The sequence below is a fragment of the Acidovorax sp. A1169 genome (assembly GCF_030704685.1).
In the GTDB taxonomy this organism is placed as follows: Bacteria; Pseudomonadota; Gammaproteobacteria; order Burkholderiales; family Burkholderiaceae_C; genus Acidovorax.
In genome coordinates this window covers 58,780-76,987 of record NZ_JAUZDX010000022.1, presented here as the reverse complement: position 1 = coordinate 76,987, position 18,208 = coordinate 58,780, and the positions used below count along the sequence as shown (strand labels likewise).

At 70.7% G+C, this 18,208-nt stretch carries 17 protein-coding genes; all 17 read left to right on the top strand.

The features are described from left to right. Positions 1 to 5: 5 nt before the first annotated feature. The 17 genes from QYL93_RS26590 (at position 6) to QYL93_RS26510 (ending at position 18,187) form a co-directional block, all read left to right on the top strand. A complete protein-coding gene (locus QYL93_RS26590) occupies positions 6 to 1,370 on the top strand; it encodes a cobyrinate a,c-diamide synthase (protein WP_305746497.1) in 1,365 nt (454 codons plus the stop codon). After that, complete coding sequence (locus QYL93_RS26585) at positions 1,367 to 1,969, top strand: bifunctional adenosylcobinamide kinase/adenosylcobinamide-phosphate guanylyltransferase (protein WP_305746496.1); 603 nt, start codon at positions 1,367 to 1,369, stop codon at positions 1,967 to 1,969. The genes QYL93_RS26590 and QYL93_RS26585 overlap by 4 nt, the downstream gene beginning before the upstream one ends. Next, positions 1,969 to 2,868 (top strand): ABC transporter substrate-binding protein, encoded by a 900-nt coding sequence (locus tag QYL93_RS26580; RefSeq protein WP_305746495.1) that lies wholly within the window; start codon positions 1,969 to 1,971, stop codon positions 2,866 to 2,868. The genes QYL93_RS26585 and QYL93_RS26580 overlap by 1 nt, the downstream gene beginning before the upstream one ends. Further along, entirely contained in the window at positions 2,865 to 3,905 is a 1,041-nt protein-coding gene (locus QYL93_RS26575) for an iron ABC transporter permease (protein ID WP_305746494.1), read from the top strand. The genes QYL93_RS26580 and QYL93_RS26575 overlap by 4 nt, the downstream gene beginning before the upstream one ends. Then, a complete protein-coding gene (locus QYL93_RS26570; RefSeq protein ID WP_305746493.1) occupies positions 3,902 to 4,675 on the top strand; it encodes an ABC transporter ATP-binding protein in 774 nt (257 codons plus the stop codon). Before QYL93_RS26575 ends, QYL93_RS26570 begins: the two co-directional genes overlap by 4 nt. A gap of 52 nt (positions 4,676 to 4,727) precedes the next feature. Further along, positions 4,728 to 5,405, top strand: coding sequence for an energy-coupling factor ABC transporter permease (locus QYL93_RS26565; protein WP_305746492.1), 678 nt, complete (start codon positions 4,728 to 4,730; stop codon positions 5,403 to 5,405). Between the two features lie 892 nt (positions 5,406 to 6,297). Then, positions 6,298 to 6,867, top strand: a complete 570-nt coding sequence (gene cobO, locus QYL93_RS26560) for a cob(I)yrinic acid a,c-diamide adenosyltransferase (RefSeq protein WP_305746491.1) — start codon at positions 6,298 to 6,300, stop codon at positions 6,865 to 6,867. A 2-nt stretch (positions 6,868 to 6,869) separates the two neighbouring features. Next, a complete protein-coding gene (locus QYL93_RS26555; protein WP_305746490.1) occupies positions 6,870 to 7,748 on the top strand; it encodes an ABC transporter substrate-binding protein in 879 nt (292 codons plus the stop codon). Positions 7,749 to 7,794: 46 nt separating this feature from the next. After that, a complete protein-coding gene (cobW, locus tag QYL93_RS26550; protein ID WP_305746489.1) occupies positions 7,795 to 8,862 on the top strand; it encodes a cobalamin biosynthesis protein CobW in 1,068 nt (355 codons plus the stop codon). 10 nt (positions 8,863 to 8,872) lie between these two features. Beyond that, positions 8,873 to 12,691 carry a cobaltochelatase subunit CobN gene (gene cobN / locus QYL93_RS26545; RefSeq protein ID WP_305746488.1) on the top strand — a complete coding sequence of 1,273 codons (3,819 nt, stop codon included), beginning with the start codon at positions 8,873 to 8,875 and terminating at the stop codon, positions 12,689 to 12,691. After that, a complete protein-coding gene (locus QYL93_RS26540) occupies positions 12,688 to 13,755 on the top strand; it encodes an ATP-binding protein (RefSeq protein WP_305746487.1) in 1,068 nt (355 codons plus the stop codon). The genes cobN and QYL93_RS26540 overlap by 4 nt, the downstream gene beginning before the upstream one ends. Beyond that, positions 13,734 to 14,453, top strand: coding sequence for a VWA domain-containing protein (locus QYL93_RS26535; RefSeq protein WP_305746486.1), 720 nt, complete (start codon positions 13,734 to 13,736; stop codon positions 14,451 to 14,453). Before QYL93_RS26540 ends, QYL93_RS26535 begins: the two co-directional genes overlap by 22 nt. Positions 14,454 to 14,470: 17 nt before the next feature. Beyond that, complete coding sequence (locus tag QYL93_RS26530; protein ID WP_305746485.1) at positions 14,471 to 14,875, top strand: DUF1636 domain-containing protein; 405 nt, start codon at positions 14,471 to 14,473, stop codon at positions 14,873 to 14,875. Between the two features lie 79 nt (positions 14,876 to 14,954). Then, complete coding sequence (gene cbiB / locus QYL93_RS26525) at positions 14,955 to 15,956, top strand: adenosylcobinamide-phosphate synthase CbiB (protein WP_370877042.1); 1,002 nt, start codon at positions 14,955 to 14,957, stop codon at positions 15,954 to 15,956. Further along, positions 15,953 to 17,026, top strand: coding sequence for an aminotransferase class I/II-fold pyridoxal phosphate-dependent enzyme (locus QYL93_RS26520; protein WP_305746484.1), 1,074 nt, complete (start codon positions 15,953 to 15,955; stop codon positions 17,024 to 17,026). The genes cbiB and QYL93_RS26520 overlap by 4 nt, the downstream gene beginning before the upstream one ends. Then, a complete protein-coding gene (locus tag QYL93_RS26515) occupies positions 17,023 to 17,808 on the top strand; it encodes a HipA family kinase (RefSeq protein ID WP_305746483.1) in 786 nt (261 codons plus the stop codon). Before QYL93_RS26520 ends, QYL93_RS26515 begins: the two co-directional genes overlap by 4 nt. After that, positions 17,795 to 18,187 (top strand): DUF3037 domain-containing protein, encoded by a 393-nt coding sequence (locus tag QYL93_RS26510; protein WP_305746482.1) that lies wholly within the window; start codon positions 17,795 to 17,797, stop codon positions 18,185 to 18,187. The genes QYL93_RS26515 and QYL93_RS26510 overlap by 14 nt, the downstream gene beginning before the upstream one ends. The last annotated feature ends 21 nt before the right edge of the window (positions 18,188 to 18,208 follow it).

Below are 18,208 nucleotides of genomic sequence, written 5' to 3'. Positions count from 1 at the left end.
GAAGAATGGTCACCCCGGCACGCTGTCCGGCGATATTGATCGCCGCCCCGGCATCGGGCCAGGGCAAGACCACCGTCACCGCGGCCCTGGCGCGCCTGCACGCGCGCCAGGGCCGACGGGTGCGGGTGTTCAAGTGCGGCCCCGATTTCCTAGACCCGCACTGGCACCAGCTCGCTAGCGGTGCGCCCGTGCACCAGCTCGACCTGTGGATGAACGGCGAGGCCGACTGCGCGCAGCGCCTGCATGCTGCGGCGTTGGAGAGCGACCTGGTCCTCATCGAAGGCGTGATGGGCCTGTTTGACGGCACGCCGAGCGCGGCCGACCTCGCGCAGCGCTTTGGTGTGCCTGTGCTCGCCGTGGTCGATGCCTCGGCCATGGCCGGTACCTTCGGCGCACTGGCCTTTGGCCTGCGCCACTACCGCGCGGGCCTGCCCTGGGCCGGCGTGCTGGCCAACCGTGTGGGGTCGGCACGCCATGTCGACATGCTGCGCGATGGCCTGCAGGATGCCGACGACTGGATGGGCGCGCTGATGCGCGTGGCGCCCGGCGATGTCGCCACCAAGGCATCGGCACCGCTGCTGCCCGAGCGCCACCTGGGCCTGGTGGTGGCGCATGAGCTGCACGATGCCATGCAACGCCTGGATGCCGCGGCCGATGCGCTGGCCGCCACGCCGCTCGGCCAGATGACCCTGGATGATCTGCAGCGCTGGGCGGTGGATTTTCCGCCCCCCGCAGCGACGCCTGTGGCACCGCTGCTCGCCGGCCGCACCGTGGCCGTGGGGCGCGACGAGGCCTTCTGCTTCATCTACGCGGCCAACCTGCAGTGCCTCGCGCAGATGGGCGCCCAGGTGGTGTTCTTCTCGCCGCTACACGATGCCGCGCTGCCCGCCTGCGATGCCGTATGGCTGCCCGGCGGCTACCCCGAGCTGCATGCCGCCACCATCGCAGCCAATACCGCCATGCAGGCCAGCCTGCGTGCCCATGTGGCTGCGGCCAAGCCCGTGTGGGCAGAATGCGGGGGCATGATGGCCCTGTTCGAAGCCATCACCCTGGCCGATGGCTCCGAGCAAGCGCTGTGGGGCCTGTTGCCCGGCCGCGTGGCCATGCAAAAGCGGCTGGCCGCGCTGGGCCCGCAGCACCTCACGGTGGCTGGGCACACGTTGCGCGGGCATACCTTTCACTACTCCACGGCGCAGAGCACGGCGCCCGTGGTGGGCCGCACGGCGCGCCCGGACGCAGTGCCTGCGCCCGATGCCGGCGAGGCGCTGTACCGCCAGTGCAGCATCCACGCGAGCTACTTCCATGCCTGGTTCGCGTCCGCCCCCGTTGCGGTGGCGCACCTGCTGGGCGGGGAGGGCGTGCCCGCATGACGACCATGCCATCCACCATCACCACCGAATTCATCCTCGGCGGCCAAAAGAGCGGCAAGTCGCGCCGCGCCGAGCTGATCGCGCGCGACTGGCTGGCCCGCTCGCCCGCGCACCGTGCCGTGCTGGTCGCCACGGCCCAGCCCTGGGACGAGGAGATGCGCCAGCGCATCGCCCGCCACCAGCGCGACCGCGCAGAGCGAGTGCCCGGCCTCGCCACTCTGGAAGAGCCGCGCGACCTGGCTGGCGCATTGCGCCAGCTCGGCAGTGCCGACACGCTGGTCGTGGTCGACTGCCTGACCCTGTGGCTCACCAACTGGACCATGCCGGCGGGCGCCGAGACCATGGGCCGTGAGGACCGCGACGCCCTGGACAGCGACTGGGCGGCCCAGCGCCAGCACTTCTTCACCGCATTGCAGCAAGCCCCCGGCCCCGTTGTTCTGGTGGGCAACGAAATCGGCCTGGGCGTCATCCCGCTGGGGCGCGAAGTGCGCGCCTTCGTCGATGCGCTGGGCGCGCTCAACCAGCAGGTGGGCGAGGTGTGCCCGCGGGTGACGCTGATGGCGGCCGGGCTGCCACTGACCTTGAAAGAACCGCGCTGATGGCCCCGACCCCCGTGCGCCGCATCCTCTGGGTGATCGCCATCATCGTGGTGCTGGGCCTGCTCATGGCGGGGCTGGCGCAGGCGCAGCCCTTGCAGGTGACGGACGACCGCGGCCGCGTGGTGTCGCTGCCCCAGCCGCCGCAGCGCATCGTGACGCTGCTGCCCTCGCTGACCGAGAGCGTCTGCGAGCTGGACCAATGCCACCGCCTGGTGGGAGTGGACCGCTATTCCAACTGGCCCGAGTCGGTGAACAGGCTGCCCAAGCTGGGTGGTGGCATCGACCCGAGCATCGAGGCCATCGTGGCCGCCAAACCCGACGTGGTGCTGCTGGCCATGAGCTCGCGCGCCAGCGAGCGGCTCGAAGCCCTGGGCCTGAAGGTCGTGGTGCTGGAGCCCAAGACCCATGCCGACGTGCGCCGCGTGCTCGGCGTGGTGGGCCAGGTGCTGGGCGTGCCCCAGGCCGAGGGCGCCGACCGGCTGTGGCGCGTGATCGACGCGGCCGTGCAGGCGGCCGCCCAGTCGCTGCCGCCCAAGGCGCGTGGCACGCGCGTGTACTTCGAGGTGAGCCGCGGGCCGTATGCGGCCAGTGAGTCCTCGTTCATCGGCGAATCGCTCACGCGCCTGGGCGCGCGCAACGTGGTGCCCGCATCCCTCGGCCCCTTCCCCAGGTTGAACCCCGAGTACGTGGTGCGCGCCAACCCCGATGTGATCATGATCGGCAACCGCAGCATGCAGGCCATGGTGCCGTACCCCGGCTGGGCCAGCATGCGCGCCATCCGCGATGACCGCATCTGCGTGTTCGGCCCCGGCGACTCCGACGTGGTGGTGCGGCCCGGCCCGCGCATGGCCGAGGCCGCGCGCATCATGGCGCGCTGCCTGACCGAAAAGGCACGATGACTGCTGCTGAAAAAGCCTTCCTGATCCCCTCGGCTGCGGGCCGGCGCCGCGCAGCCTGGTGCGCGCTGTGGCTGCTGCTGGCCAGCCTGGTCCTGCTGGTGCTGGGCATCGCCGTAGGCAGCACGGGGCTGGAGAGCCTGGTGCACATGGGCGACGACCCGGTGGCCCGCCAGATCGTGTGGGACATCCGCCTGCCCCGCACCCTGGGCGCCTGGCTGGCCGGTGCGCTGCTGGGCCTGGCCGGCGCGGTGGCGCAGGGCCTGTTCCGCAACCCGCTGGCCGACCCGTACCTGCTGGGCAGCGCCTCGGGCGCGGCGTTGGGCGGCGCGGTGGCCATGGCCATGTTCGGCGTATCGCCCGTGGCCGCGCAGTGGATGGCGCGCATCGGCATCACCGGCATGGCCTTTCTCGGTGCTGCCGGGGCCGTGGTGCTCACGCTGGTGCTGGCCAAGGGCGTGCAGCACACGCTGCGCCTGCTGCTGGCCGGCGTCATCGTGGGCGTGGTGCTGGGTGCCCTGCGCGACCTGGTCGAGCTGGCCTCGCCCGACATCCTGCAGGCCATGCAGGCCTTCATCCTGGGCAGCACGGCCTTTGTCGGCTGGATCGCCTGCGTGCTGATGGGCGCGGCCTGGGTGCTGTGCGCGCTGCTGGCCTGGGTGCTGGCGCGCGCGCTCGACGGCCTCACTCTGGGCGAGTCCACCGCCGCCAGCCTGGGCCTGCCGCTCGGCCCCATGCGCGCCGGCCTGGTGGCCGCCATGGCGCTGGCCACCGGCACCGCCGTGGCGCAGACCGGGCTGATCGCCTTCGTCGGCCTGGCCGCGCCGCACCTGGTGCGCTCCATGGTGCGCGTCACTCACGAGCGGCACATTTTGCTGTCCAGCCTGATGGGCGCGGTGCTGCTGGTGGCCGCCGACATCCTGGCGCGCTGGATGCTGGCGCCGCAGGAGCTGCCTGTGGGCGTGCTCACCGCGGCGCTGGGCGGCACCTACCTGCTGTGGCTGATGCACCGGCGCACCGCGCACGGGGGCGGCCTGTGAAGGGTATTGCGCTGAGCGCCCACCACATTACCGCGCGCGTGGGCGGGGCCGAGGTGCTGCACGGCATCGACCTGCACCTGCCCGAGGGCCGCTGGACCAGCATCGTCGGGCCCAACGGCGCGGGCAAGTCCACCCTGCTCAAGGTGCTGGCCGGCCTGCTGCCGCGCGGCCATGTCGATGGGCAGGTGGCGCTGCTGGGCCGCATGCTCACCCTGGTGCCGGCCCGCGAGCGCGCGCGCCAGCTGTCCTGGCTGGGCCAGAACGAAGGCTCGGCCGACGATTTGACGAGCTACGACGTGGCCATGCTCGGCCGCCTGCCGCACCAGCCCTGGCTGGCCCCGCCGTCGCCCGCCGACCATGCGGCCGTGGAGCAGGCCTTGCGCACCACGCAGGCCTGGGACTGGCGCGAGCGCCCGCTGTCGCAACTGTCGGGCGGCGAGCGCCAGCGCGTGCTGCTGGCCCGCGCCCTGGCCGTGCAGGCGAAGGTGCTGCTGATGGACGAACCCCTGGCCAACCTGGACCCGCCCCACCAGACCGACTGGCTGCACACCGTGCGCGCCCTGGTGGCCGGCGGTGCCACGGTGGTCAGCGTGCTGCACGAGGTGTCGCTGGCCCTGCAGGCAGACGATCTGGTGGTGATGGCCAAGGGCCGCATCACGCACCAGGGTGGCTGCGACGAGCCCGTGACCCACCGGGCGCTGGAAGCCGTTTTCGACAACCGCATCGCGGTGCACGCGCTGCTGGGGCAGTGGGTGGCCCTGCCGCGCTGATTACTGTTTTTTGTTTTCTCTCTTTCAATTGTTTTAACCAAGGAGCCGTGCCATGCACATCGAACCCGGACTGGTGGACACCACCAAGATCTTCCTGAGCTATGCCACGGGCGCCACGGCGCTGCTGTACGCCAGCAAGCTGGCGATCGACATGGTCAAGAAAGAGGGCCCTGTGGCCCTGCTGGCGCGCTCGGTCTTCACGATTGCGCTGGTGTTCGCGTTCTTCGAGCTGCTGCCGCACCAACCGGTGGGGGTGTCCGAGGTGCACCTGATTCTGGGCACCACCTTGCTGTTGCTGTTCGGCGCTGCGCCAGCGGCCATCGGCTTGGCGGGTGGTCTGTTGATCCAGAGCGTGTTCTTTGCGCAGCAGGATTTGCCGCAGTACGGGATGAATGTCACCACCTTGCTGGTGCCTTTGTTCGCAACGGCGGCGATTGCCAAGCGCATCGTTCCTGAAAGCATGGCGTATGTGGACATGACGTATGCGCAGACGTTCAAGCTGTCGGTGGCGTACCAGGGAGGGATCGTGATGTGGGTGGCGTTCTGGGCTATCTATGGGGCGGGGGTGGGGTCTGCGAATCTGGAGAGCATTGCTACGTTCGGGGCGGCTTACATGGCGGTGGTGTTGTTGGAGCCTCTGGTGGATTTGGGTGTGCTGGCGGCGGCCAAGGCGTTGCGTCGTCTGGAGGGTTCTTCTTTCGTTGAGCGGCGGTTGCACCAGGCGGCTTGAGTTTTTCTGATCTGTGGTTGTGGTCGCTGCTGTTTTTTTGCTGAGGGCGGAGGCCGGGTCTCGGCTCGGCGGCCTAAGGGCGTTCGATGGGCTGGTTGCTCTGGTGGCGACATGCCTGTGCGATGGACGGGAGCCGGGATGTGCGCCCGGCGGCGCAGTAACTTTCTTTTGCGTCGCCAAAAGAAAGTCACCAAAGAAAAGGCGACCCCACAGCCCGTGTCCCCGCTCGCCCGATGGGCGAACGGGGCAACCTGCGATGCTCGGGCCTGGGGTGGTGCCGCAGAACTCGCTGCGTTCGGCCTGCGGCCAAACTTCGCTCAAACAGCTGCGGCAAGTCAGATCACGAAGTGCGTGTGTCCTGCGGCACACGCACCCACCCCAGGCCCTGCGCTTCTCGGCACGGTCAGCATGGGGTGGGCGCGGGCTCCACACGGGCCATTGCTTCGCTCGGCCCGGGGGGCCGTCGCTGCGCTCGGCACGCAGAGCGGCTGCGCCGCCCGTCGGCAGCGCGCAGCGCGTAACCGACCCCAGGCGCAGCTGCGCAGCAGCAGCCGTGTTTGTCCCCGCTCCCCACCCCTGCTGGCTGCGCCGAGAAGCGCAGGAGCTGGGGTGGGCGTGTGTGCCGAAGGACACACACGCTTCGTGGTCTAGCTTGCCGCAGCTGTTTGAGCGAAGTTCGAAGAACGCAGCGAGTTCTGCGGCACCACCCCAGATCCGAGCATCGCAGGTTGCCCCCTTCGCCCGCCAGGGCGATGGGGGACGCAGACTGGGGGCCGCCTTCTCTTTGGTGACTTTCTCTTGGCGGCCAAGAGAAAGTTACTGCGCCGCCGGGCGCACATCCCGGCTCCCGCCATCTGAACAAGCAAGTAGTCACCACTGAACAGCGACATACATGCAAATCGAATCTCCACCGATCCTCCGCGACACCCCCAAACCCCAAGGCGAACGCCGAGGGCTGGTCATCGTCCACACCGGCACCGGCAAAGGCAAGAGCACCGCCGCCTTCGGCTTGGCCATCAGAGCCCACGGCCGCGGCAAAAAAGTCAAGATCTACCAGTTCATGAAGGTCCCGACCGCCCGCTTCGGCGAGCACCGCCTTTTCGAACAACTGGGCATGCCCATTGAAGGCCTGGGCGACGGCTTTAGCTGGAAGAGCCGCGACCTGGACCACTCGGCCCAACTCGCGCTGGACGGCTGGGCCAAGGCCGAGGCCACCGTCCTCGCGGGCGAGCACTTCATGGTCGTGCTCGACGAAATCATGTACCCCCTGCGCTACGGCTGGATCCCGCTCGAATCCATCCTGGCCTGCCTGCGCGAGCGCCCGCCCCATGTGCACGTGGTGCTCACCGGCCGCAACGCGCCGGCCGAGCTGATCGAGCTGGCCGACACCGTGACCGAGATGACGCTCATCAAGCACCACTTCAAGGCCGGCGTGCCCGCCCAGCGCGGGATCGAAGACTGACCATGAACGCCTCGATGTCCCTGCCGATGGCTCGCAGCCGCCTGCACCCCACCGTGCCGGCGCTGGCCGTGCTCGGGCTGCTGGGCGGCCTGGCAACACCGTTGGCGCAAGCCCAGCAACAGCACCGCATCGTCACGCTTTCCCCCTCGCTCACCGAAGCGGTGTGTGCCCTGGGCCACTGCGCCGAGCTGGTGGGCACCGACCGCTATTCGAGCTGGCCCGGCAGCGTGGCCAAGCTGCCCAAGGTGGGCGGCCTGCAGGACGCGCAGATCGAGCGCATCGTGGCCCTTCGGCCCGACATGGTGCTGCTGGGCCCGCGCAGCCGTGCGGGGGACCGCCTCTCGGCCCTGGGCGTGCCGGTGCAGGTGTTCGATGCGCGCACGCATGCCGATCTCAAGCGCATGCTGATCAGCGTGGGCCAGTCGCTCGGCGAATCGGCGCGTGCGGCCGAGCTGGTTGCGCGCATCGAGCGCGAGCTCGACGCCGCGGCGCGCCGCGTGCCGGCCCACCTGCGTGGGCGCAGTGTCTACGTCGAGGTGGGCGTGGGCCCCACGGCGGCCAGTGCCGCCAGCTTCATCGGCGAGACCGTGGCGCGCCTGGGCCTTGTGAACATCGTGCCCGGCGACATGGGCCTCTTCCCGCGCGTCAATTCCGAAATGGTGGTGCGCCGTGGGCCGGACCTGGTCGTCGGACCGCAGACCACCCTCTTCAACGTGGCCGACCGCCCCGGCTGGGCCGGCATGCAGGCGCTGCGCCAGCACCAGGTCTGCCAGCTCGATGCCGACCGCATGGACCTGCTCTCGCGCCCCGGCCCGCGCCTGGGCGAGGCGGCGCACATGCTGGTCGATTGCCTTCTTGGATTGCCGCAAGTCTTGCGTTGATTCGTACCACCTTACTTCCCCATTTTTCTGACTGGAGATTCCTTCCATGCAAGTCCACAAGATTCCCGCCACCATCGTCACCGGCTTTCTGGGCAGCGGCAAGACCACGCTGCTGCGCCACCTGCTGACTAACGCGCAGGGCAAGCGCATCGCCGTCATCGTCAACGAGTTCGGCGAACTGGGCATCGACGGCGAACTGCTGCGCAGCTGCGGCATCGGCTGCGACGAGAACGGCGTGGAGAACGGCCAGCTGTTCGAGCTGGCCAACGGCTGCCTGTGCTGCACCGTGCAGGAAGAGTTCGCTCCGGTGATGGAGCTGCTGGCCGCGCGCCGTGACCAGATCGACCACCTGGTGATCGAGACCTCGGGCTTGGCGCTGCCCAAGCCGCTGGTGCAGGCCTTCCAGTGGCCCGCGCTGCGCAACGTGTTCACGGTCGACTCGGTGATCACCGTGGTCGATGCGCCCGCCGTGGCCGCCGGCCAGTTTGCCGACGACCCCGTTGCGGTGGACGCCCAGCGCCGCGCCGACGAGAACCTGGACCACGACTCGCCCCTGGCCGAGTTGTTCGAGGACCAACTGGCGACCGCCGATCTGGTGGTGCTGCACAAGACCGATGGCCTGACCGCCGAGGACCTGGCCCGCGTGGAAGCCATCGTGCGCGGCGAGACCCTGCCGGGCGTGAAGTTCGTGCACGCACAGCATGGCCGCATCGACCCCAGCGTGCTGCTGGGCCTGGGCCGTGCGGTGGAGGACGTGATCGACGAGCGCAAGACCCACCACGACGAGGAAGAGGACCACGACCACGACGAGTTCGAGTCGGTGCACGTCACGCTCGACGTGGCCGACCGTGGCCGCTTGGTGGAGGCCCTGGTCGCGCTGGTGCAGCGCCACGAGATCTACCGCATCAAGGGCTTCGTGGCCCTGCCGGGCGCGGCCATGCGCCTGGTGGTGCAGGGCGTGGGCCAGCGCTTCGACAGCCATTTCGATCGCGCCTGGCGCGAGGGCGACCTGCGCGCCACGCGCCTGGTGGTGATCGGCGACCACCTGGATGCCGCCGCTCTGCAGGCCGAGCTGCAATCGGCGCTCGCCGAATCCGCCACCACCACCGCCTGAGGCGACCCGCATGCATCTGCTTTCCACACGCCCCGGTGGCTACGTCGAGGACGGGGGCCAGGGTCTGGTGCGCGTGGAGCAGACGCCCGGCGACATCGTCATCCTGAGCGCGGCCGACACCACGCTGTCGCTGCTGTCCGACGCGGCTGCCGGCCTGGGCGAGGGCTTCCCCAGCGTGCGCCTGGCCAACCTGATGTGGCTGCGCCAGCCTGCGTCCACCGACATGTATGTCGACGACGTGCTGCGCCATGCGCGCGTGGTCGTCATCGACCACCTGGGCAGCCCGAGCGACTGGGCCTACGTGGTCGAACAGGCGATGTCGCTGGCCGGCAAGCGCGGCCAGTGGCTCGCACTGTTCTCGGGCGACAACGTCGAAGACCCGCAACTGCTGATGCGCAGCACCGCCAGCCCGCAAGACTGCCACCAGCTGTGGCGCTGCCTGCGCGAGGGCGGGCGCGACAACGCGCTGGCGTTTTTCGCGCTGATCGGCCATGCAGCCTTCGGCATCGGCGCACGCCCGCCGCCGCCCCGCCCGCTGCCGCCGGTGATGGCCTACACGCCGGCCGCGGCTGCGCCCTGGGTGGCGGGTGCGCCGGTGGCGATGCTGGTGTTCTACCGCGCCCACCTGCAGGCGAGCAACACGGCGGTGTTCGATGCAATGCAGGCAGCGCTGGCGCAGGCCGGGCTCAACACCCTGGCCGTGGCCGTCGATTCGCTCAAGAACCCCGAGAGCCTGGCCGCGCTGCAGGGCATGGCCGCAGAGCAGGGCGTGGGCGTGGTGCTCAACGCCACGAGCTTTGCCGTGGCCTCCATCGATGGCAGTGACGACGACGCAACGGCGGTCGCCCTGGCCGGCGATGCGCCGGTGCTGCAGCTCATCACCGCTGGCTGCTCGCAAGAGCAGTGGCAGGCCGACCCGCATGGCCTGGCGCCGCGCGACCTGGCCATGCAGGTGGTGCTGCCCGAGGTGGACGGGCGCATCGGCGCGCGCGCCATCAGCTTCAAGGGCCTGGCCTGGCGCTGCGAGCGCACCGAGGTCGACGTGGTGCGCTACCAGCCCGAGCCAGAGCGCATTGCCTTCGTGGCCGAGCTGGCGCGCCGCTGGTGCGTGCTGCGCAGCAAGCCGCACGTGGGCAAGCGCGTGGCGCTCATCCTGGCCAACTACCCCAACGACGACGCGCGCCTGGCCAATGGCGTGGGCCTTGATACACCGGCCTCCACCGTGCTCATCCTGCAGGCGCTGCGCGATGCCGGCTACACCACCGGCGAGCTGCCCGAGGGCGGCGATGCGCTGATCGCGCAGCTGGTGGAGGGCGTGACCAACAACCTCAATGCCAACGCCGACCGCCCAGCGGGCCAAAGCCTGGCCATGGCCGACTATCTGGCCGACTTCCATGCCCTGCCGCAGGCCAGCCAGGACGCTGTGAATGCCCTGTGGGGCCCGCCCGGCGCAGACCCCATCGTGCGCAGTGGCCGCTTCATGGTGCCGGGAATTCGCCTGGGCAACGTCTTCGTGGGCATACAGCCCGCGCGTGGACGCGACCTGGACCTGGTGGCCACCTACCACGATGCCGACCTGGTGCCCACGCACGGCTACCTGGCCTTCTACTTCTGGCTGCGCCGCGTGTTCGCGGTGGACGCCGTGGTGCACGTGGGCAAGCACGGCAACCTCGAATGGCTGCCGGGCAAGAGCGTGGCGCTGGGCGCCGCCTGTTGGCCCGATGCCATCCTGGGCCCGCTGCCGCACCTGTACCCCTTTATCGTCAACGACCCGGGCGAGGGCAGCCAGGCCAAGCGGCGCACGCAGGCCGTCATCATCGACCACCTGATGCCCGCGCTCACGCGCGCCGAGACCTACGGTCCGCTGCAGCAGCTTGAGCGGGCGATGGACGAATACTACGAAGCCCTGTCCCTCGACCCGCGCCGCGCCAAGCTGCTGCGCCAGAGCATCCTCGACCAGGTGCTGCAGCACCGCCTGCACCAGGAGCTTGGCTTTGCGCCGCCGGCCGACGACGCGCAGCGCGAAGCCCTGCTCGGCCGGCTCGACGCCTACCTGTGCGAGATCAAGGAGTCGCAGATCCGCGACGGCCTGCACATCCTGGGGCGCTCGCCGCAGGACCGCCAGCGCACCGATACGCTCGTGGCGCTGGCGCGCTTTCCCGGCGGTTCGGCGCCGGGGCAGGGCAGCCTGCTGGTGGCGCTGGCCCGCGACCTGGGCCTTGGCGATTTCGACCCGCTGAACCCCGAGTGGGCCGCGCCCTGGACCGGGCCGCGTCCCGAGGCATTGCAAGTGTTGGTCGACGAGCCCTGGCGCCATGTGGGCCACACGCGCGAGCGGCTCGAAAAGCTGGCCGCGCAGTGCGTGCAGCAGCACCTGGCGGTGGACGGCGCGGGCCGCATCGTCGGCCCGTCCTTGGACGCCGCGCAGTGGCCGCACAGCGCACAGGTGTTGGCGCGCATGCGCGCGGTGCTGGCACCCCGGCTCGACGCCTGCGGCCCGAACGAGATGGGCCAGCTGCTGCGCGGACTGGCCGGCCGCTTCGTGCCGCCGGGCCCCAGCGGTGCGCCTTCTCGCGGCCGGCCCGACGTGCTGCCCACGGGCCGCAACTTCTATTCGGTGGACACGCGCGCCGTGCCCACGCCCACGGCCTACAGCATGGGCGCATTGGCGGCGGACCGCGTGGTGGAGCGGCACCTGCAGGACCACGGCAGCTTTCCCACCGCGGTGGGCCTGTCGGTCTGGGGCACGAGCACCATGCGCACGGGCGGTGAGGACATTGGCCAGGCGTTTGCCTTGCTGGGTGTGCGCCCGAAATGGGCGCCTGGCAGCCACCGCGTGGTGGACATCGAGGTACTGCCCATGGCGATACGCAAGCGCCCGCGCATCGACGTGACGCTGCGCGTGTCGGGCTTTTTCCGCGATGCCTTCCCGGGCGTGATCGACCTGTTCGACACGGCCGTGCGTGCCGTGGCCGCCATCCCCGAGGACGACGAACCCGACGACGTGAACCCCATCCGCGCCCGCGTGCGGCGCGAGGCGGCCGAGAGCGAAGCCGGCGGCATGGCCGCCGAGGACGCCGAGCGCCGCGCCACATGGCGTGTGTTCGGCCCGCGGCCTGGCGGCTATGGCGCAGGGCTGCAGGAGGTGATGGCCAGCGGGCGATGGAGCACTTCGGACGACCTCGCACAAGCCTACCTGCGTGCGGGTGCCTTCGCCTACGGCCAGGGTGGGCACGGCGAGGCGGCGCGCGCCGCCTTCGAGCAGCGCCTTGCCGCGGTGGATGCAGTGCTGCACAACCAGGACAACCGCGAGCACGACATCCTCGACTCGGACGACTACTACCAGTTCCAGGGCGGCATGGCCGCCGCAGTGCAGCACCTGGCCGGCGCGCCGGCCGCGCTGTACCACGGCGACTTCAGCACCCCCGGCGCACCGCGCATCCGCACCCTCAGTGAAGAGGTGGCGCGCGTGGTGCGTGCCCGGGCCGTGAATCCCAAGTGGATCGACGGCGTCAAGCGCCACGGCTACAAGGGCGCGTTCGAGATGGCGGCCACGGTGGACTACCTGTTCGCCTTCGACGCGACCACCGGCGTGGTGGGCGACCACCAGTACGCGCTGGTGGCCGACGCCTACCTGCACGACGACGCCACGCGCGACTTTCTGCAACAGCACAACCCGCTGGCCCTGCGCGGCATCGGCGAGCGCTTGCTCGAAGCCATGCAGCGCGGCCTGTGGGCCGAGCCCGGCGAGCACCGCGAGCGCATCGAGCAGCACCTGCTGGCGCTGGAGCACCGTCTCGAAACCCAGGGCGAAGGACCCTTGCCATGACCGTTTTTTCTTTGTCCCCTGTGCCTGCCACCGCGTTCCCCTTTACCGCCCTGGTCGGCCACGAGGCCCTGCAGCGCGCGCTGCTGCTGGCCGCCATCGACCCCGGCATGGGCGGGGTGCTCATCAGCGGCCCGCGCGGCACGGCCAAGTCCACCTCGGCGCGCGCGCTGGCGGCGCTGCTGCCCGATGCGCCCTTCGTCACGCTGCCCCTGGCGGCCAGCCTGGAGCAACTGGTGGGTACGCTGAACATCGAAGACGTGCTGCGCGACGGCCAGGTGCGCCTGGCACCCGGCCTGGTGGCGCGCGCGCACGGCGGTGTGCTCTATGTGGACGAGGTCAACCTGCTGCCCGATGCGCTGGTGGATTCGCTGCTCGACGTGGCCGCGAGTGGCGTGAACACAGTGGAGCGCGACGGCGTGTCGCAGCAGCATGCGGCGCGCTTCGTGCTGGTGGGCACCATGAACCCCGAGGAGGGCGAGCTGCGCCCGCAACTGCTCGACCGCTTCGGCCTGTCGGTGGCCCTGCACAACCCGGCCGATGCGGCCCAGCGCCAGGCCATCGTGCGCGCCCGCCTGGCCTTCGATGCCGACCCTGCGGCCGTGGTGGCGCAGCATGCCGCTGCGCAGGCCGAACTCGCCGCATCGGTGGCCCGCGCCCGCGCGGCGCTGGCGGGCCTGGAATGGACGGACGCCGTGGTGCAGCATGCCGCGAACCTGGCCCTGGCCGCCGGGGTGGATGGCATTCGCGCCGACCTGGTGATGCTGCGCGCCGCGCGGGCGCTGGCCGCGCTGGAACAAGCCGACAGTGTGGGCGTGGCGCATGTGGATGCCGTGGCCGAACTGGCGCTGGCGCACCGGCGCACGGAGAGCAACACCGGCTCGGCACCACCCTCCGGTGCCACGCAGCCGCCGCCTTCTTCATCGCCCAAACCTTCGCCTGTCGGCGCGCAGGGCCCTGCCTCGTCGCAGAACGCGCCTGAAGGCGACTGGGGTGCCTTGCCACCCGAACCCCAACCCATGGCGCGTGTGCGCAGCACCGGAGCATGGCCGCCAAAAAAAGCCTGAGCCACCCCGGCCCGCGCTCTCCTGGTTCTACCAAGACAAGCGCAGGCTGGCGGTGGCAAGCCCCCCGCAATGCCTGGCTGCGCACGCCGCAGGCCGTGGCCCGGCCTGCAGACACAGAGGGCGCGGGCATCGATTGGCTGCGCACGTTGGTGGCCAAGGGCCCGGCGCGTCTGAAGGCCGCGCATTTGCGGCGCCGGCCCCCCAGCGCCGTGCAGCCCTGCCTGCACCTGATCGCCCTCGACACCTCGGGCTCCATGCGCCAGGGCGGGCGCCTGGCCTGGGCCAAGGGCTATGCCGCGCGCCTGATCGAGCAGGCCGCGCGGGCCGGCGACCATGTGGCCTTGCTGTGCTTTGGCGGCCAGGGCGTGGAGCTGCTGCTGCCCCCCGGCCCCGCGCGTATGGCTGGCACGGCCCGCGTGCGCCCGCTGGGCGGCGGTGGCGGCACGCCCCTGGCGGCGGGCCTGGCCGAGGCCGAGCGCCTGCTGCGCGCCACGCGGCGCAAGCGCGGCGCGGGCGCACCGTCGTGCCTGTGGCTGCTGACCGATGGCCGCACGCTGGAGCAGCCCGCCGCGCCCGCTGCGGCCACGCATGTCGTGGTCGTGGATTTCGACGATCCGCTGCGGCCCCTAGGGCGCTGCGGCGCCTGGGCCGCGCGCTGGCAGGCCGAGCACCGCATGCCTGAACCCCTTTCTTCCTAGAACACGAGCTTTTCCTGATGTCCGAAACCGCATCCCCGACACCTTTCCCCACCGACGTGATCGTCTGCACCACCTGCCGTCCGGCCGGTGCCTCGCGCGAACTGCCGGCCGACGGCGAGTTGCTGTTCGAGGCCGTGCAGGTGGCGCAGCTCGAAGACGACACCGGCGCGTGGGCCCAGGTGCGCGTGCGCGGCGTGGCCTGCCTGAGCAGCTGCGGGCGCGCCTGCTCGGTCGCCTTCCAGGCCCCCGGCAAGCACACCTTCGTATTCGGCGACCTCAAGCCCGATGAAGAAACGGCGCGCCATGTGCTGGAGTGCGGCGCCATGCATGCCCGCGCCAGCGACGGCATGCTCAATCGCAACGAGCGGCCCGCGCGCCTCAAGAGCGGCATCGTGGCCCGGCTGCCGCCCTTCGTGGCCTGACTCTCTGTACCATGCGTGCCGCCATGATGTATTGCGTTGACGCCACCCGCACCAGTGCTCTGTCACTGCTGGAGGTCCCATGGTCGGTCTGATCGATCTGCTGCTGCCCGGCATGCATTGGGATGCCCTGCGCGTGCTGATCTGGGTGCCCTTTGTGGCCCTGGCCCTCGACTGGTGGCGCGGGGAGCCACCGGTGGCCGTGCACCCCGTGGTGTGGATGGGCAAGGCCCTGCACTGGTGCGGCGAGCGCTGGGCGCCGCTGGCGCCCGTGCCGCGCGATTTCAGGGCCTTCTGGTGCATGGCGCTGGCCTGGTGCATGCTGGCAGGCACGGTGATGGCCGCAGCTTGGGGACTGCAGTGGCTGGCGCTGCGCTTTCACGACGTGATTGCGGCGGCGCTGCTCGGGCTGCTGCTCAAGCCGATGCTGTCCTGGCGCATGCTGCACGACGAGGTGCTGGCCGTGGAGGCGGCGCTGGCCCGCTCGCTGCCCGAGGGCCGCGCGCAGCTGGCACGCCTGGTGAGCCGCGACGTGAGCGAGCTGAACGCCGAGCAGGTGCGCGAGTCGGCCATCGAATCGCTGGCCGAAAACCTCAACGATTCGGTGGTGGCGCCGCTGTTCTGGTTCGTGCTGCTGGGCCTGCCGGGCGCCGCGCTGTACCGCCTGGCCAATACGGCCGATGCCATGTGGGGCTACCCCGGCATGCGCGGCGGGCGCTACTGGCAGTGGGCCGGCAAGTGGGCTGCGCGCGCAGACGACGTGCTCTCGTGGCTGCCCGCGCGCATCACCGCGCTGCTGCTGGCCGTGCTGGCGCGCGGGCTGTCGCCGGCCACGTTGGCGCGCCAGGCGCGCCGCACGCCGTCGCCCAACAGCGGTTGGCCCATGGCGGCCATGGCGCTGGCGCTGGGCGTGCGGCTCGGCAAGCCCGGGGTGTATGTGCTCAATGCCAGTGCACGCGACCCGGGTCCGCTCGATACCCGGCGCGCGGCCAAGCTCGGCTCGCTGGTGGCGCTGTCGCTGATCCCCCTGGCAGTGGGCGCCCACCTGCTGATCACCATCGTGTCCGCATGGGTGGGTGCATGACGTTGCAGGCCATGCCACTGCACCACCACGGCGGCCCCGACGCGCTGGGTGCGCCCGTGCACGACTTTTCCACCAACAGCAATGCCTGCGGCCCCTGCCCCGAGGCCCTGCTGGCTGTGCAGCAGGCCGACGCCACGCGCTACCCCGACCCGCACTACACGGCGCTGCGCGGGGCGCTTGGTGCCTTTCATGGCGTAAAGGCCGAGCGCATCGTGCTGGCGGCCAGCTCCAGCGAGTTCATCCACCGCATCACGGCGCTGGCGGTGCAGCAGGGTGCCGTGCAGGTGGGCCTGCCGCTGCACAGCTACGGCGACTATGCCCAGGCCGCGCAGGCGCGCGGGCTCGCGCTGCTGCGTTCGGTGGACGCCGCACCCGCTCTGCAATGGGCCTGCGAGCCATCCAGCCCCCTGGGCCGGGAGGATGCTGCCCTGAGCGCATGGCTCAAGCCGCCGGCCGAAGGAGGCGCGACGCTGCGCGTGCTCGACTGTGCCTATGCCCCGCTGCGCCTTGGCACCGATGGCCCGGGCCCCTGGGCCGGCTCGCCCGCGCTGCCGCCCATGCCCTGCTGGCAGCTGTGGACCCCCAACAAGGCCCTGGGCCTGACGGGCGTGCGCGCCGCCTATGCCGTGGCGCCCGAGGGGTCTGCAGCACAGGTGCAGGCGCTGCTGGCGCTGGCCCCTTCCTGGGCCGTGGGCGCGCATGGTGTGGCCCTGCTGCAGGCCTGGGTGCAGCCCGGCGTGCAGCGCTGGCTGGTGCACAGCCTCGATACCCTGCGCGACTGGAAGCAGCGCCAGCTCACCCTGTGCATGGACCTGGGCTGGGGCGTGCATGCGGGCAGCCTGACCAACTACTTCTGCGCGCAGCCCGCCTGTGCCGATCTGCCCGGCGCGCTGGCGGCCCTGCGCGCGGCGGGCATCAAGCTGCGCGATGCCGCCTCGTTCGGCCTGCCCGGCGCCGTGCGCATGGGCGTGCTGGCGCCGGGGGCGCAAGATGCGCTGCGCGCCGCATGGCCTGCCGCCATGGCCGTACGATCCGGTGCACAACCCAAGGAAAGCGACCACCCCCGATGAGAACCATCACCGTCACCCGCTATGTCACGCCGCTGCGTGAGGGCGGCTCCATGCCTGCCGTGGTCGAAGGCGACGACCTGGGGCTGTACGTGCTCAAGTTCCGCGGCGCAGGGCAGGGCGTGCGCGCCCTGCTGGCCGAGATGATTTCGGGCGGCATTGCCCGGGCGCTTGGCCTGCCGATCCCCGAGATCGTGCTCGCCGAGCTCGATACGGGCCTGGCCCAGACCGAGCCCGACCCCGAGATCCAGGACCTGGTGCGCGCCAGCGGCGGCCTCAATGTGGGCCTCGACTATCTCTCGGGCGCGCTCAACTTCGACCCCGCGGTGGACGTGGTGAGCGACGACTTCGCCTCGCGCCTGGTGTGGTTCGATGCCCTGGTGGCCAATGTGGACCGCACGGCGCGCAACACCAACCTGCTCATGTGGCACCGCAAGCCCTGGCTCATCGACCATGGTGCCTCGCTCACCTTCCACCATGCCTGGAACGGCGCGGTGGCGCAGCCGGCCAAGCCCTTCCCGCCGATTGCCGACCATGTGCTGCTGCACCAGGCCACTGCACTGGCCCAGGTGGATGGCGAGCTGGCGGCATTGCTCACACGCGAGGTGCTCACGGGCATTCTGGCCGATGTGCCCGACGAGTTCCTGGCCATTGCCGGGGCCGAGCATGCCGAGGGGCCGCTGGCTGCATCGCCCAGCCACCGCCAGGCCTATGTCGAGCATTTCTGCGCCCGCCTGGAAGGGCGCGAGGCCTGGCTGAAAGGGGTCATCGATGCACGCGGCTGAGGTGTACGACTACGCCATCGTGCGCGTGGTGCCGCGCGTGGAGCGCGAGGAATTCATCAATGCCGGGGTCATCCTTTCGTGCCAGAAGAGCGGCTTTCTGCAGGCAGCCATCGCCCTGGACGAGGAGCGCCTGCTGGCGATGGACCCGCATGTGGACATCGACACCGTACGGCGCCACCTGGCGGCCATCGTCGCAATCTGCGCGGGGGACGCGGGCTGCGGGCCGATTGCGCAGCTGCCGTTTCGCCAGCGCTTTCACTGGCTCACGGCCAGGCGCAGCGCCATCATCCAGACCTCGCCGGCGCACACCGGGCGCTGCAGCGATGCGGCTGCGGCGCTCGAACACATCATGGACCGCATGGTGCGGCCTTTGCCTTGAGCACTTCCAACTCCCCCCGCC

Excerpts from the sequence above, each read along its gene's own strand:
- QYL93_RS26590 (WP_305746497.1), top strand. The coding sequence starts at position 6 with ATGGTCACCCCGGCACGCTGTCCGGCGATATTGATCGCCGCCCCGGCA.
- QYL93_RS26585 (WP_305746496.1), top strand. The coding sequence starts at position 1,367 with ATGACGACCATGCCATCCACCATCACCACCGAATTCATCCTCGGCGGC.
- QYL93_RS26580 (WP_305746495.1), top strand. The coding sequence starts at position 1,969 with ATGGCCCCGACCCCCGTGCGCCGCATCCTCTGGGTGATCGCCATCATC.
- QYL93_RS26575 (WP_305746494.1), top strand. The coding sequence starts at position 2,865 with ATGACTGCTGCTGAAAAAGCCTTCCTGATCCCCTCGGCTGCGGGCCGG.
- QYL93_RS26565 (WP_305746492.1), top strand. The coding sequence starts at position 4,728 with ATGCACATCGAACCCGGACTGGTGGACACCACCAAGATCTTCCTGAGC.
- cobO (WP_305746491.1), top strand. The coding sequence starts at position 6,298 with ATGCAAATCGAATCTCCACCGATCCTCCGCGACACCCCCAAACCCCAA.
- QYL93_RS26555 (WP_305746490.1), top strand. The coding sequence starts at position 6,870 with ATGAACGCCTCGATGTCCCTGCCGATGGCTCGCAGCCGCCTGCACCCC.
- cobW (WP_305746489.1), top strand. The coding sequence starts at position 7,795 with ATGCAAGTCCACAAGATTCCCGCCACCATCGTCACCGGCTTTCTGGGC.
- cobN (WP_305746488.1), top strand. The coding sequence starts at position 8,873 with ATGCATCTGCTTTCCACACGCCCCGGTGGCTACGTCGAGGACGGGGGC.
- QYL93_RS26540 (WP_305746487.1), top strand. The coding sequence starts at position 12,688 with ATGACCGTTTTTTCTTTGTCCCCTGTGCCTGCCACCGCGTTCCCCTTT.
- QYL93_RS26535 (WP_305746486.1), top strand. The coding sequence starts at position 13,734 with ATGGCCGCCAAAAAAAGCCTGAGCCACCCCGGCCCGCGCTCTCCTGGT.
- QYL93_RS26530 (WP_305746485.1), top strand. The coding sequence starts at position 14,471 with ATGTCCGAAACCGCATCCCCGACACCTTTCCCCACCGACGTGATCGTC.
- cbiB (WP_370877042.1), top strand. The coding sequence starts at position 14,955 with ATGGTCGGTCTGATCGATCTGCTGCTGCCCGGCATGCATTGGGATGCC.
- QYL93_RS26520 (WP_305746484.1), top strand. The coding sequence starts at position 15,953 with ATGACGTTGCAGGCCATGCCACTGCACCACCACGGCGGCCCCGACGCG.
- QYL93_RS26515 (WP_305746483.1), top strand. The coding sequence starts at position 17,023 with ATGAGAACCATCACCGTCACCCGCTATGTCACGCCGCTGCGTGAGGGC.
- QYL93_RS26510 (WP_305746482.1), top strand. The coding sequence starts at position 17,795 with ATGCACGCGGCTGAGGTGTACGACTACGCCATCGTGCGCGTGGTGCCG.